The 15,125-nt window shown below is 39.5% G+C and carries 15 protein-coding genes; all 15 read left to right on the top strand.

The window, feature by feature from the left end:
- Nucleotides 1-41: 41 nt before the first annotated feature.
- Nucleotides 42-617 (top strand): hypothetical protein, encoded by a 576-nt coding sequence (locus SD1D_RS07590; protein WP_058258359.1) that lies wholly within the window; start codon nt 42-44, stop codon nt 615-617.
- A 26-nt stretch (nt 618-643) separates the two neighbouring features.
- Nucleotides 644-3,082, top strand: a complete 2,439-nt coding sequence (locus SD1D_RS07585) for a glycosyl hydrolase family 18 protein (protein WP_456298564.1) — start codon at nt 644-646, stop codon at nt 3,080-3,082.
- Between the two features lie 87 nt (nt 3,083-3,169).
- Nucleotides 3,170-3,589 carry a phage holin family protein gene (locus SD1D_RS07580; RefSeq protein ID WP_058258357.1) on the top strand — a complete coding sequence of 140 codons (420 nt, stop codon included), beginning with the start codon at nt 3,170-3,172 and terminating at the stop codon, nt 3,587-3,589.
- Nucleotides 3,586-4,590: an N-acetylmuramoyl-L-alanine amidase gene (locus SD1D_RS12560; protein WP_058258356.1), complete on the top strand. Its 1,005-nt coding sequence runs from the start codon at nt 3,586-3,588 to the stop codon at nt 4,588-4,590. Before SD1D_RS07580 ends, SD1D_RS12560 begins: the two co-directional genes overlap by 4 nt.
- Nucleotides 4,591-4,647: 57 nt before the next feature.
- A complete protein-coding gene (locus SD1D_RS07570) occupies nt 4,648-4,866 on the top strand; it encodes an SHOCT domain-containing protein (RefSeq protein WP_004400094.1) in 219 nt (72 codons plus the stop codon).
- A gap of 61 nt (nt 4,867-4,927) precedes the next feature.
- Nucleotides 4,928-6,496: a recombinase family protein gene (locus SD1D_RS07565; RefSeq protein ID WP_058258355.1), complete on the top strand. Its 1,569-nt coding sequence runs from the start codon at nt 4,928-4,930 to the stop codon at nt 6,494-6,496.
- Entirely contained in the window at nt 6,460-6,951 is a 492-nt protein-coding gene (locus SD1D_RS07560) for a recombinase family protein (RefSeq protein ID WP_087758849.1), read from the top strand. Before SD1D_RS07565 ends, SD1D_RS07560 begins: the two co-directional genes overlap by 37 nt.
- A complete protein-coding gene (locus SD1D_RS07555; protein ID WP_058258354.1) occupies nt 6,914-8,482 on the top strand; it encodes a recombinase family protein in 1,569 nt (522 codons plus the stop codon). Before SD1D_RS07560 ends, SD1D_RS07555 begins: the two co-directional genes overlap by 38 nt.
- A 115-nt stretch (nt 8,483-8,597) precedes the next feature.
- Nucleotides 8,598-9,710 carry an IS30-like element ISCth2 family transposase gene (locus SD1D_RS07550; RefSeq protein ID WP_011837761.1) on the top strand — a complete coding sequence of 371 codons (1,113 nt, stop codon included), beginning with the start codon at nt 8,598-8,600 and terminating at the stop codon, nt 9,708-9,710.
- A 273-nt stretch (nt 9,711-9,983) separates the two neighbouring features.
- Nucleotides 9,984-10,394 (top strand): (deoxy)nucleoside triphosphate pyrophosphohydrolase, encoded by a 411-nt coding sequence (locus SD1D_RS07545; protein ID WP_027622180.1) that lies wholly within the window; start codon nt 9,984-9,986, stop codon nt 10,392-10,394.
- A complete protein-coding gene (locus tag SD1D_RS07540; RefSeq protein WP_027622179.1) occupies nt 10,372-11,202 on the top strand; it encodes an HNH endonuclease in 831 nt (276 codons plus the stop codon). Before SD1D_RS07545 ends, SD1D_RS07540 begins: the two co-directional genes overlap by 23 nt.
- A 38-nt stretch (nt 11,203-11,240) precedes the next feature.
- The gene (locus tag SD1D_RS07535; protein WP_027622178.1) at nt 11,241-11,648 is read left to right on the top strand and encodes a hypothetical protein; all 408 of its coding nucleotides are present in this window, start codon (nt 11,241-11,243) and stop codon (nt 11,646-11,648) included.
- Nucleotides 11,649-11,685: 37 nt separating this feature from the next.
- The gene (locus tag SD1D_RS07530) at nt 11,686-12,420 is read left to right on the top strand and encodes an endonuclease III domain-containing protein (RefSeq protein WP_027622177.1); all 735 of its coding nucleotides are present in this window, start codon (nt 11,686-11,688) and stop codon (nt 12,418-12,420) included.
- 223 nt (nt 12,421-12,643) lie between these two features.
- Entirely contained in the window at nt 12,644-13,768 is a 1,125-nt protein-coding gene (locus SD1D_RS07525; RefSeq protein ID WP_027622176.1) for a LysM peptidoglycan-binding domain-containing protein, read from the top strand.
- 51 nt (nt 13,769-13,819) lie between these two features.
- Nucleotides 13,820-14,662 (top strand): GIY-YIG nuclease family protein, encoded by an 843-nt coding sequence (locus SD1D_RS07520; RefSeq protein ID WP_027622175.1) that lies wholly within the window; start codon nt 13,820-13,822, stop codon nt 14,660-14,662.
- Nucleotides 14,663-15,125 lie beyond the last annotated feature (463 nt).

Here is a 15,125-nt window from a genome sequence, read left to right as displayed (position 1 = left end):
TTAATGCCTATGTTTGTCAAATGGTTTTGGAGGAAAAAACTATGAAGTTTTCAAGGTTTGCAGAAACCATACAATTAAAAAACAATAATCATGTGGTGAGCGTAACTGTGACACTCAAGATTTCCGACTGTAACGGAATTATCTATTTCACCGACCTGCAGCTTCAGGATGGAGATCAGCTGACAGGCTATACCGTCCACACGAGCAAGATGCTAACGAAAATGCAGGAAAACGGGCAGCCAGTTCCGCCCCGGCATTATAACGGTGTGGTGCGAACAGCGGAGACTGTAGTCTTATTCAACCTGGGCAAAACTTCTGCTGGTCTTGACTGCTATATCTATCCTATACAGTATATGGCCGCAGGAAGTATTGAAATGTCCCAAGGTATGGGCGCGCATAAGGTAAAGTTCCTTGACCCGGTTAATGCAGGCGATGAGCTGACACTCAAGGCTTCCACCCGCCAATGCCTAAAAAACGGAAGTCAGACTCCTAAGGATGGGTTTTATCAATACTCTGCGGCATGGGATAGCAAACATATGGTGAAGCTGGAAGAGAGAAAATCGGCGCGGGTACTCTTTGAATTTCAGGAGATGCAAGAGGGCGGTGATCGGTTGTGAGGGATTTCTTAAAAGGCAAACGGTGCATGGTGTGGAGTTTTATGGGTAATGCCCGAATGTATGAAGCGCTTAGAGACTACGGCGACCGCTTTGATACGGTAGGCATTTTTACTTTTGAGGTTGACGCAACAGGCACAATCACTGAAACCGGTACCAGCATCAGCAGCATGCTTCCGTATATTCAGAAATGGCCGCACATTAAGTGGCTGCTCACAATTATGAATCATGGAATAGCCAATATTTTTACTGCACTTCGCAACAACAAAAACGGTGCAAAGGATAAGTTTCTCACTGAAATCATCCGAATAATGAACAAGTATCCATGGTGCGCTGGGGTAGATATTGACCTGGAGCGCGGCGGCGGTTATGAAAACAAGGATGCGGCGAATGCGCTGTTTAGGGATATATACAATACAGTTAAGTCTTACGATGCAACAAAGCTTGTCAACATCTGCCTGCCTGGTATGACCGGCGTTCAAGGCTCGGTGGGCGGTGAAAACTGGTGTGTTTATGCCGATCTTAACGACTATTGCGATACCGCCGCCATCATGAGCTATGGCATGGCATGGGCGGGCTCTGCTCCCGGCCCAGTATCTCCTCGTGACTGGCTTGAGGGCATATATGATTATGCTGTTTCCGTTATGTCACACGATAAGATATTCATGGGGTTGCCTGCTTATGGCTGGAACTGGAGGATTCATGATACACCTGAAAACCTTGGAATAACCTATCGAGGGGTGTCTAATACCTACTATGCGGCAAAATACTGGATGACTGGGGTTTACAATTTCACAGGCGATGCACCGCCCCAACCGTTCATTCCTATTGTGGCCTACTGGGACGACTATAACAAAGTACCTTGGGCTCTTCCTCATGTATATGATTATATGGAAGGATGGGATGCTGTATCCTGGGAATATCCGCTGCTAAAAGGGGTTTATAACAGGCGAAGATATTTGACAAGCTATGGCAAGGAGCAGAAAGCGGAGTTCGGAACCATTTATATTGACAGGAACGGAGTTCCGGATGAATACGAAGGAAATGTCATTATTACTGATGAGATGGCCTCACTTGGAGATGACCAGGCGTCAGCAGAGTACCGTTTTGAGATAACAGAAGCGGGATATTACGATATTGCAGTACAGCTTTGCTTTCCTTACTGGGACAAAAATGCGATTATCGTTTCCCTTGATGGTGAATCAAAGACTTTCAGCGAGAACCGTTTATGGTGGCCATACTGGAGAAGAGTTTGCTGGTTGACACTTGCAAAAGGTGTATTTCTCCAAGAGGGAACGCATGCTGTCAGCATAAGCGGTGGTGTGCCGGGAGTCCAGTTTTACGGTTTTAGGGTTTGCAGTGGATTTTCGGAGTATCCCTTTGCCGGTGAAGCCAGCTTTATGCTCTCTCCTCGTCGGTTCAAGGATGTAAATGGTGTGATGGTTGAGCCGGATCGAGGTTTTAAACTGACATTTGAAATGTTGCGAAGAAAACCCGACTCGGCGCTTATTTGGTATGAGGATTTTCGGGACAGGAACATCCTGCCTGAAAATTACTGGACTGTGTTGGACGGCGAATGGGATGTTTGGCAAGACCCAGAAAGCACAGAAAGTCGCCCATATTCCCAGCTCGAGGGATATGGCAAACTTGCATGGAAATACGACGGGTTTTCCGATATTCATATCCGGGCAAGGCTGGCTTTCCCTCAAAATAGCAGTGGACGGGCTGGGGTGTTCCTTGGGGATATTTTCTGCTGCTTAAATTATGACACGCAAAGAGTCGAGCTTTATCAAGGTAATTCCTTGCTTGGTAGCTATTCCACCAGTTTCTCAAAAACTGCAGATGCCGATCTTCGTGCTAATCCGAATATGTATACTATAGAGATGCGAAAACGCGGCAATAAGGTAAGAGTATATTCTGGTGCAGCTTCAACCCTGCGTTTCACAGTGAATGTAATCGGTGGTAGTGGTTATGCAGGGTACTGCTCGGACAACCGGACGGTATGCGAGCTGCTGCGGCTGGGCGATGCGTGGGTATATGAACCATACGAGCGTTTTGATGTGGAACTTCCGGATGGAAATATAACCAGCTTTGGCAGGCTTGCTCGCACTGGTGTCACGTGGGATGATGAATTTCAGGTGTTTTCAGTAAATAGCGATGTGGAGGAATCGGCAACTCGCAATGAGGACATTTCGATGGACTATGATTTTTTCCACTCGCAGCTTTTGACGCTTTCCTGCGGTAATGACTATGAAGTAAAAATTATATCAAAAGACATCAATATCTGGATATCCCGTCTCTTCCTCGGAGATGCGGATGGTTTTTCTATTCTGTATTATCAGGATGCAGACAGCCTTGTTTACTGGGCAAACGAAGCGGCTTATCGATGGAAATTGCGAGGTATAGCCATCTGGTCGCTTGGGCAGGAGGATATGCGGCTGTGGGAGGCGCTTCCGAAGCAAATATAGGTTAAAAGTTTTATATATTCAGCGCTTTGCTTTAAGGCAGGGCGCTTTTTTATATGCAAAACTCAAGTTGAACGGAGGTTTAAGACAATGAAAACAGTATGGAACTGGGTACAGGCGGTTTTTACTGCTATTGGTGGATTTCTTGGCTGGTTTCTTGGAGGGCTGGATGGATTTTTATATGCGCTCATCGCTTTTGTGGCCATTGACTATGTGACCGGCGTGATGTGTGCCATTGTAGACAAAAAGCTTTCGAGTGAAGTCGGAGCCAAGGGCATCTTTAAGAAAGTGCTTATATTTGTACTTGTGGGTGTGGGACACATAATCGACAGCCAGGTGCTCGGCAACGGCGGGGCAATCCGGACAGCGGTGATTTTCTTTTACCTGAGTAACGAGGGAATTTCAATTCTTGAGAATGCAGCACATATAGGACTGCCCATTCCTGAAAAGCTGAAGAACGCATTGGAACAACTGCATGGCCGCTCAAATGAGGAGGATGAAAAGAAATGAAGCTTTTTACTAAATACATGACGCGAAACGATTGCTATACAGCAGGCCGCAAAATCACGCCTAAAGGAATCATGGTACATTCGACGGCTGTGCCGGGTGTAATGGCGGCTGAGTGGTTTTCCCGTTGGAACAAATCTTACAAGGCCGGCGAAATAAATAGGCAGGTATGTGTTCACGCTTTTGTAGACGATAAGGAGGTTTGGCAATACCTGCCTTGGGATCATCGCGGGTGGCATGCGGGAGGAGCAGCAAACAATACCCATATTGGCTTTGAAATCTGTGAGCCTGCTGGGTTTTCGTATAAATCCGGGTCGGTAATGGTGGGTTATGATGCAGCAAAGCAGGAAGATTATTTCCGTAAAGCGTGGCAGAATGCTGTTGAACTCTGCGTTATGCTCTGCAAGAAGTACGGTCTTAATGAGAATGACATCATCTGCCACTCCGAAGGATATAAGCTCGGTATTGCCAGCAACCATGCTGATGTGATGCATTGGTTCCCCAAGCATGGGGAGAGTATGGACACCTTCCGAAAAGCAGTGAAAAAAGCGCTGGAGAACAGTACAGATACCAATACGGATATTGGAATTGGCGACATGGTGGAGTTTAAGGACAGCGCGAAGAATTACTACCCCGGCAGTGTGGCAGTTCCAACGTGGGTCAAAAATGACTATTACCACAGGGTCACTCAGACTTTATACAAAGGCAAGCCGGTCGTAAAAGGTGGTAAAGAATGTGTTTTGCTTGGCAAAAAGGTTAAGAAATCCGGTGGTCAAGAAATCGCAGGCATAAACACTTGGGTAGCAAAAGAAAACCTTGTAATTGTAAACAGCATTCCTGATAACAAGGGCAATAGAACCTATACAGTGCAAAAAGGCGACACCTTATGGAGAATAGCAGAAAAAGAACTCGGTAGAGGAACAAGATATCCGGAGATTAAGAAACTCAATGGCCTGACTTCAGATACTATTTACCCCGGACAAGTTCTCAAATTGCCGGAATAACGATAAAGGACAGCCAGTCGAGGCTGTCCTAAGTTTTTATAGGAGGTGCTTTCTTGAATGATAGAGACGGCTAATCATATACCATATAACCCGCAGGAAACTAACTATACAAAGATAACGCAGGAGGAAATTCAAAGAGAGGTTGATTACTGGCGGGCATACAAAATTCTGCAGAGGATGCTTAAGGCGGGACTGATTTCAGAAGAAGAATTCAACAAAATCGACAAATTGAACCGCAAAACTTTCTCGCCGATGTATGCACAGCTTATGGCCTAATTGGCTTGCTATTAGCGGCACACAGAGGTAACATGTCACATACCCAAAGGAGGTGAAAACAGTGAGAAAGGTAACAAGGATTGATGGAAACAATGCTCTCCAAGCTTTCAAACCAAAGGTAAGAGTGGCAGCTTATTGCAGGGTTTCAACCGATAGTGATGAGCAAATGGCAAGCCTGGAAGCGCAAAAGGACCATTATGAATCCTATATAAAAACAAATCCTGATTGGGAATTTGCAGGGATTTACTATGATGAAGGCATATCAGGCACAAAAAAGGAGAACCGAACTGGACTTTTAAGGCTGCTTGCAGATTGTGAAAACAAGAAAATTGACTTTATTATAACCAAGTCAGTCAGCAGATTTGCCAGAAACACAACCGACTGTATTGAGATGGTGAGAAAACTTACCGATCTCGGTGTTTTCATCTATTTCGAGAAAGAGAATATAAACACACAGCGCATGGAAGGCGAATTGGTGCTGACAATTTTGAGCAGTCTTGCAGAAAACGAGTCATTATCCATTGCAGAAAATAGTAAGTGGTCTATCAGACGTAGGTTCCAAAACGGAACATACAAAATTTCGTATCCTCCCTATGGTTACGATTATGTGGATGGAAAGCTATTTATCAATAAAGAACAGGCTGAAATCGTAAAGCGGATTTTTTCCGAGGCTTTGGACGGTAAAGGCACACAGATAATTGCAGATGGGCTAAATTCGGATAAAATCCCAACAAAGAGAGGTTCACACTGGACAGCGACAACTATCCGCGGCATTTTAAGCAATGAAAAATATACTGGGGATGTCCTTCTGCAAAAAACCTATACAGATGAGAATTTTAAGCGGCATTATAATCATGGGGAAAAAGATCAATACATGATAAAAGATCATCATGAAGCCATTATATCCCATGAGGAATTTGAAGCCGCCCAAGAGATATTAAAGCAAAGAGGAAAAGAAAAAGGTGTAATTAAGGGAAGCAGTAAGTATCAAAAACGCTACCCTTTCTCGGGGAAAATCAAATGCGCAGAATGTGGCAGCAATTTTAAGCGTCGAATTCATGGCAGCGGTGACCGTAAATATATTGCATGGTGCTGCACAAAGCACATAAAGGACGCATCAAGCTGTTCCATGAAGTTTGTCAGAGAGGATGCGATCCATCAGGCCTTCGTTGTAATGATCAATAAGCTTATTTTCGGTCATAAGTTCATTCTAAGACCATTGCTGCAAAGCTTAAAGAAGACAAATTACTCAGATAATATAACTAAGATTCAGGAGATAGAAACAAAAATCAAAGAAAATACAGAGCGGGTTCAGGTGATTATGGGACTTATGGCCAAAGGATACCTGGAACCCGCTCTTTTTAATACACAGAAAAATGAGCTGCTCAAAGAAGCGGTTTTATTAAAAGAACAAAAAGAAGCCATAAAACGAGCAATCGATGGAGGCATGACTGCTCTTGTTGAGGTTGAGAAGCTTCTTAAATTTACAATGAAAGCTGAAAAGCAGATTGATAAATTTGATTGTGAAATATTTGAGAACTTTATTGAAGAAATCATTGTGTTTTCACAGGAGGAAATAGGTTTCAAAATGAAATGCGGGTTGAACCTAAGGGAAAGGTTGGTGAAATGATGAGCCATATACCTTTTGGATATACCATTCAAAACGGCAGGGCTGTAGTTAATGAAAAGGAAGCGATTATGATTAAGAAACTATTTGAGGTTTATCTTTCCGGGCTTTCTTTAACCGAAGCGGCGCAAAAAGCGGGTATTAAGCGTTACCATACATCTGTTGCAAGAATGCTGGCAGATAAACGGTATGTTAAGGATAAATTCTATCCGCCAATTATCAGCAAGGACACATTCGAAAAAGCACAACTGGAAAGACGCAGGCGAGCTGAGGCACTTGGCAGGATTTATGAACATAAAGGAAATGAAAAGAAATGCCTGAATTTTAAGTTTCATGCTTCAATGCCAGATAATCTATACGATGATCCATTTCAGCAGGCAGAGTATGCTTATAGTCTTATTAAGAGCGAGGTGATTTTAGATGACAACCAGGAATGTTACGGTAATTCCTGCCCGTAAGCGAATTGGGAATAGTGCAAATGCCGAGGAATTACCTAAGCTTCGGGTGGCAGCTTACTGTCGTGTTTCTACGGACAGCGAGGAGCAGGCAACCAGTTATGAAGCACAAATCGAGCATTATACAAATTACATTAAAAGCAATCCAGAATGGGAGTTAGCCGGTATATTTGCAGATGAAGGCATTACCGGAACCAACACGAAAAAGCGTGAAGAATTTAACCGGATGATAGAAGAATGCATGCAGGGCAAAATCGATATGATAATTACAAAATCTATCAGCCGGTTTGCAAGAAATACGCTGGACTGCCTAAAGTACATAAGGCAGCTTAAAGAAAAAAATATTCCGGTTTACTTTGAAAAGGAAAATATAAACACATTGGATTCCAAAGGGGAAATCCTGTTGACCATTATGGCGTCTTTGGCACAGCAAGAAAGCCAATCGTTAAGCCAGAATGTAAAACTGGGTATTCAATACCGATATCAGCAAGGAAAAATCCATATCAATCACAACCGGTTTCTTGGCTATACAAAGGATAAGGATGGCAATTTAGTTATCGTACCTGAAGAAGCTGAGATCGTCAAACGCATTTACAGAGAATATCTTGAAGGTTCCAGTATGCTACAGATAGCTAGGGGTTTGGAGGCTGACGGAATTCTGACGGGTGCAGGCAATCCCAGATGGCATACCAGCACCATCAACAAGATTTTGAGGAATGAAAAATATATCGGTGATGCGCTATTACAGAAAACCTATACAGTAGATTTTTTATCAAAGAAAAGGGTACCCAATAACGGTATAGTTCCACAATACTATGTAGAAAACAGCCATGAGCCTATAATCCCGCGTGAAATTTTTATGCAGGTTCAGGAACAGCTTGTCAAAAGAAGATGTGTGCATATAAGTAAGAACGGAAAGAAAAGAAACTATAGCAACAATCATCCTTTATCACAGATGGTTTTCTGCGGCAACTGTCATGAAATATTCCGCAGGGTTCATTGGAATAACCGAGGAAAGAAATCAATTGTATGGAGATGCGTCAGCCGATTAGAAAACACTGGTTTGTTTTGTACCGCTTCCACTATACTTGAAGATACGCTTAAAGAGAAAATTATAGAAGCCATTAATGTAGCGGTAAGCGGAAAAAACTCTTTTCTGGCCATACTGAAGAAGAATATTGAAACCGTATTAAGCGTGGATTTGGATGAGACTACAGCAGACATTGATAAAAGGCTAGAAGAACTCCAAACCGAGTTAATCCAAAAGGCAAATTCAAAGGAAGCATACGATAATATTGTCAATGAGATTTACCGACTACGTGATCTAAGGCAAGAAACCCTTTCGAGAAACGCTCTCCGCCAAGATATGCGCGATCGGATTGCTGAGATGACTGATTTCCTTAACACGCAAACCAGTGATATTGCGGAGTTTGATGATAAACTGGTTAGGAAACTAGTTGAAAAGGCAACTGTATATGATGACAGGCTAGTGGTAGAGTTTAAGTCGGGTCTGGAAATAGAAGTGAATCTATAAGATTGTAATAAGATTGCCGCCAGTTGAGGAGGAAACCTTCTTAATTGGCGGCATTTCTTTTTATACAAATATATGGGAAGTTGTAAAATAAAATGCCGTAATATATAGAAAACTCATGGTAATCCATTGTAAAATGTTTAATAACCAAAGAAAAACATTAGCAAAGGAGTACCATGAGTTATATATGAATAATAACACAGAAACAAGAAAAAACAAACACCTAAATGAAAGAGAAAGATACGCCATAGAGTTGTACCTAAAAGAAAAGTATACAGTAACGGAAATAGCAAAGAGGTTGGGCAGGCACAGAAGGACAATAGAAAGAGAAATAACCCGTGGGACAATATATTTACAAAATAGTGATTTAACATACAGAAAAGAGTATTGTGCAGATGTAGCCCAAAGGAGATATGTAGAGAACGGGAAGAATAAAGGTCCACGGTTAAAGATAGGAAATGACCATGAATTAGTGAGGTATATAGAATCAAAGATAATAAATGAAAAATATTCTCCTGATGCTGTTATTGGACAAATAAAAGCAAAGGGACTGAAGTTTAAAACGAGTATCTGCACGAAAACACTATATAACTACATTGATAGAGGGGATGTATTTTTAAGACTAACGAATAAATATTTGCCAGTGAAAAAGGATGGTAAAAAACGCATATATCAAAGGGTTAAGAAGATAGCACTGAAAAATCTTAAGGGAAGCAGCATAGAGGAAAGGCCGAAAGAAGTTAACGATAGGAAGGAATATGGACACTGGGAGATGGACTGTGTAGTAGGCAGAAAAAATAGCGCAGCAGTATTACTGGTATTAAGTGAACGAAAGACGAGAGAAGAAATAATTCTTAAACTACCAGACAAAACGCAGGAATCAGTAATCAAAGCAATAGATGAATTAGAAAGGAAGTATAGAAGGAAATTTAGGGAGAAGTTTAAAACGATAACAGTAGATAACGGGACAGAGTTTTTGGACTATAGAGGGATAGAGAAATCAAAAACAGAGCCAGGCAAGGACAGGACGAAAGTGTATTATGCTCATCCTTATAGTTCTTGGGAAAGAGGAACGAACGAAAATATTAATAAACTGATAAGAAGATTTATACCAAAAGGAACAGATATATCAAAAGTAAGTAAAGCAAAAATAAAAAGTATAGAGAGATGGATTAATGAATATCCAAGAAGAATGTTTGGTTATAGGTCAGCCATAGAAATGGCGGTATGATGTATAGAATTTATTCCAGTAAGCAATGGATTTACCAAATTTTGCACGGCATTTAATATTGCAATTTATATTATACAAATATATAAACAAATATATAGACAAATAAATTTTTGTATTATATAATTGTAGCAAAGTGGTTAATTATGGCATATATATATGGCATATATCCAGATAAGTTCAAGGAGTGAGTGCTACCTAACATGTTTGGCAAGGTTTTATATTAAATTGGAGAGTAAAAATAGCAACTTTGAAGAGATAGAAGAGGTGTAAGTTATGAAAAGAATTAGAGTCGCAGCAGGAGTTATTACAGATAATGATAAGGTTCTAATTACTAGACGTGCACCAAAAGAAAATTTCGCTGGAGGATGGGAATTTCCAGGTGGGAAAATTGAAGCTGACGAAACCCCCGAAGATTGCCTTACTAGAGAACTTAAAGAGGAACTTAATATCAATGTTTCTATTGATAAATTTTGTACTGAGGTAACTCACGATTACGGTAATATAAACATTTATCTAATTGCCTATTATTGTACAATAACTGACGGGACAATTCAGATATCTGTTCATGATAAGTTTAAGTGGGTTAAAATAAATGATTTACTAAAATTTGAACTTTTACCAGCAGATATTCTGATTGCTAAAAAGGTAATGGAGGATTATCATGAGAAGTTTTTGCAAATTTAAGATTGGACAAATTGTAACCCATTCGGATATTATAGCTGAGTTTAAGTGCGGAAATATGGGGGGAATGCGCCGGTCAAAAGCAACCAATTCCCTAGTTATAATATCTGATCATACAAAAGGTTTGTATGAAGACAAATGGTTTGGAGATGTTTTACATTATACGGGCATGGGTAAAAATGGGGACCAAGACCTGAATTTTATGCAGAATAAAACACTAGCAGAATCTGATAGAAATGGTGTGGAAGTTCATCTGTTCGAAGTACTGGTACCTACAGAATACATATATCGTGGACTTGTATCCTTGGCAGGCAGCCCTTATCAAGAAATACAAAAAGGTGAAGATGGTGTTCCAAGAAAAGTATGGATGTTCCCTTTGAAGTTACAAACCGGTTCACAAACTATTCCCGAAGCATCCTTTAATAAATATATTAAAGAAAAAGAAAAGCTAGCTGAAAAATTAACACTGGATAAATTAAAAGAACGAGCAGAGCAAAATGAAAGTAATAAAGTAAGTAGTCGTAGTGTTACAAGTAATGTTTTTGTTAGAGATGCATTTGTAGCAGAATACGCTAAACGAAGAGCCAATGGTGTATGTCAGCTTTGTGGACAAAAGGCTCCCTTCAATAATAAAGAAGGTATTCCTTATTTGGAGTGCCATCATATAGAATGGCTTTCAGAGGGAGGAAGCGATACTATTGAAAACACTGTTGCACTTTGCCCAAATTGTCATAGGAAAATGCATGTTTTAAACTTACCTTCTGACAAAGAAAAATTAAAAATTCAAGCAAAAATTAGGTTATCCAAATAGAGTATGGGTATACAGAACATGTTATGAGGAGGTTAACCATGGATATTAAAATAGACAGCTTAATTCCTTTTGATTCATTAAAAACAAATATAGGCCATGTATTCTCTGTTGTTGAGAAAAACGGAAAAGCTGTTCTGCTTAAAGATAATAAACCGGCTTATATAGTCTTAAAATATGATGAAAACAGTTTAGCTGATACAGGAATTGGTACGCAAGAAATGCCTAATTATACGCTTCATGAAGCCATGAGAATAGTTTTATCAGAGGCAGAGAATAAGACGATGCATGCTGCTGAACTTGCCGATGAGATATATAAGCGTAAGCTGTATTTAAAAAAGGATGGCAACAAGGCGGAATATACACAGATAAGAGCTAGATGCGGGCATTACCCGGATATGTTTGAAGCACTGCCGGGAAACCTTATCAGATTAAAAGATAAAGTTTAGTGCTAAGCTTGAGGAAAAGCTATGGAAAGGTGATAATATGGCGGAACACTTGCTTGTAACAATAGGAAAAGCACGATTTAGTGATTCAGAAAGACATCTTATTCCTTTTGTTAATGACATAGAACAAGATAAATTTCTTAACGATATTGAAAACACGCCCCATGCTTTTGTTTTAGCCTGCTTGATGGATAGGCAGATTAAAGCGGAGCGAGCGTGGTCAATTCCCTTTAGAATAAGGGAGATTATAGGAAGCTTTAAAATTGATGATTTAGCCAGCGTTTCACTTGAAGAGTACAAGAATATTTTTAATAGAAATGTCTTGCATAGATTTAACGATACAATGGCGGAGGTATTTTATTCTGCAATTCAGGATATTAAAGTAAAGTATAATGGGGATGCTTCGCGAATATGGAGCAACAATCCTAGCAGCGCAAAAGTAGTTTATGAATTCTTGCAGTTTAAAGGAAGCGGCAAAAAAATTGCTACAATGGCAGCCAATATTCTTGCCAGGCAATTTAAGATTCCGTTTTCGGATTATTACTCAATTGACATATCACCAGACGTACATATTTTAAGGGTAATGCGACGGACCGGGCTGGTTGATAGTAATGCTGATTTAGATTCGATCATCTATAAGGCAAGAGAGTTAAATCCTAAGTTTCCAGGGATAATAGATTTTTCATGCTGGGAGATTGGGCGTACCTGGTGCAGACCGAATAATCCGAATTGTAGCGAATGTATTATTAATTCTGAATGCAAGAAGAGAGTATAAGTTGCAGAAAAATGATATGGAAGAGCCAAGAACAACTGTATAGAATGGTTTTTCGAATTTTCTAAATAGAAACTGGACCGGCAAGAGAGAAGATAAACAAACTTTCAATTACGGAGACCATAAGTACCATGTTTAATGTGGAAAAACTGGATACAATTCTTGAGATTAACTATTTATCATAATAAAAATATGTTTTGAGGTAGAGTGGCTTGGGGTGATTCAGTTGAAATTCATAAGTTTTCTGCTTGTATTATGTTTAGCAATGATCAACCTTGTTGGATGTGGAGAAGTAGAAGAAACACGAGAAAAAACATTACCGGATGGCAGTAAAATTATAGTAGACACTGGAGGAAAGATCTTAACTGAGGAAAAGGTTGAACCGCTTGAGGGATATACTTATGATGAGGATACAGGACGGTATATTAACGAAACTACCGGCATTTGGTATGTAGTCGAAAATGGGCAAAAGATAATACCATCCGAAGAATATTTTGATCGTGACAAAGTAGTTTCAATTTCGGGGATTGGCATTGCTGACCGCCCGAATGATGTCTGGGAGCTAAAAGAGGTACGGGAAATAACCATTCAATCAGGAGATACGTTGGTTGACGTTATCAACCCTTACTTTATGAATGAGCATTTCAGAATGAATTATGAATGGTATGCCAAACAAGTTCTAGAGATTAACAACATTACTGACCCTAACATTATCAAAGCGGGAGATACCTTGAAGATACCGATTTATATTGACAAAGGAGCAAAAGATTCAAATGAAGAAAGTGCTGGGGATAATCATGAAAATAAAAATATGCTTTCAAAAGAAGAGATTATTCAATTAGTTGAAAGTATAGATCCATACCAATTGAAACCTGCGATGACACCAAAAGAAAGGTATGATTTAAGGACTGAAATATACAGCAAAATTCCTAAAGACAAAATTCACAACTTTTCCCATGCTATCCAGTCCAGTGCGTTACAGCTTTATAGTATTGTGTCTGATGATAGATATATTGAGCTTATTGATAAGAATCATCCAAGATGGGATGCTTATGATGAAAATAATTTATTTGGGATAGTAACTGTATTATCAGGAGTTGAGAAGTATGTGGATTATAAGCCTTTGCAGGAAGATATTGACGCTGTAAAAAAACTGTGCAATGAAGGTCTCAAGGAGCGAAATATATTAAAAATAATTGATGCTAATAGAATACTGCAAGATCTGTCAAGGCATTTAATAAGAGTACCATACCAAGGAGAAGGGGAAGAAAAAGTAGATTATGGTGATATTCATAATCTATACTTCAAGGCAACTAAAACGCTTGAAGGTGCTCATAATTTTTTTAAGTGACAACAATATTCCTACGAATAATAATGACTATAATTAAAAGGAGTTAATGAAGTGAAACTGTCTGACATTCTTCAACTAAAAGGATTTACCAACAATAGAATAAAAGTAGTTAGGCATACGACCGACAGAAATGAAATCAGAAATATAATTGAAGCAGGTCATTTTGAATTATATCAATCATATCAAAAAACAAATGTTTTTAAAGATACAGAATATATAATTGTATTTCGTGCATTAGAAGGCAGAAAAGCCCTTTTACAAGGGGTTTATAAAGTGAATAAAGTGCAGAAAGTCTCAAAGCTTCCAGACGTGCTTAATCCTATTATTATTTTAGAAAATTGGGGGGCAGGACCTTTTTATTTCTATGATTTAATTAGGGACTATTCATTAAGTGAATTAGAAGAAAGGTTAGTCATCGATTGGGGCAGTTCTACAGTTTCTTGGTGTCAGAAAAAACTTGATAAAGATGTAATTGAAATTTTACCAAAGGGATTTGCAAAAACATTTTTGGGATATGAAAATGTCATTTTAATGTTCGATGAGCTAGAAAAAATAATAAAAAATCCAGATGTGAATAGGCAGTGGAAAATGATGCTATCGAATGTTTATGGAGTATATTTAATCCTTGATACAACAAATGGGCAACAATATGTAGGTTCTGCCTATGGTAAAGACGGTATCTGGGGCAGGTGGAGCGACTATGTGCACACAAAACATGGGGGGAATAAAATACTTGTTGATTTATTGACTAATGATCCTGTGAGGTATAAAAAATTCCAGTTTAGTATATTGAATGTTCTTCCGAATTCTTCTTTGCGCGAACAAGTGATACAACTTGAGCAAATAACAAAAGCAAAATTGGGGACGAAAACGTTTGGATTGAATTCAAACTAAATTGTTGTATGCAAACTTATATTAACAATGAATCGCTACATATTGATATGTTCCCACGAACCTCGGTTTTTTTAAAAACAGCCAAAAACCCATTGACATGTTCCCGTAAACGTAAGGTGCAGAAAATCAGCCCAAGACATCAATCCAAGCGGCTCGAGCCATGTGGAGACAATAGTATTGATGTCAAGGGTGGATAAATAGAAAGCTCAAAATGCTTATAAATATAGGGCTTCCAGACATTGATCATTTCTTTTGGCTGTTCAGCCTGTGGAGATAATGTCTGGAAACCCTTATTTTTTTGTTAGTGGAAACATATCAACTGCCCTAAAAGCTATAGGGTTGACTTGACAGGATAGATGTAATAAAATGTATGTGTGGTCAGGTTGGGAAAACATCTGGCAGGTTTCATATTGCAGATTCATATCATTTGAAGACGGAGGGCATATGATGATCGGGCCTTAAC

This window comes from Herbinix luporum, from assembly GCF_900070325.1.
GTDB classification, from domain to species: domain Bacteria; phylum Bacillota; class Clostridia; order Lachnospirales; family Lachnospiraceae; genus Mobilitalea; species Mobilitalea luporum.
This window is presented reverse-complemented; position numbering and strand designations above follow the sequence as displayed.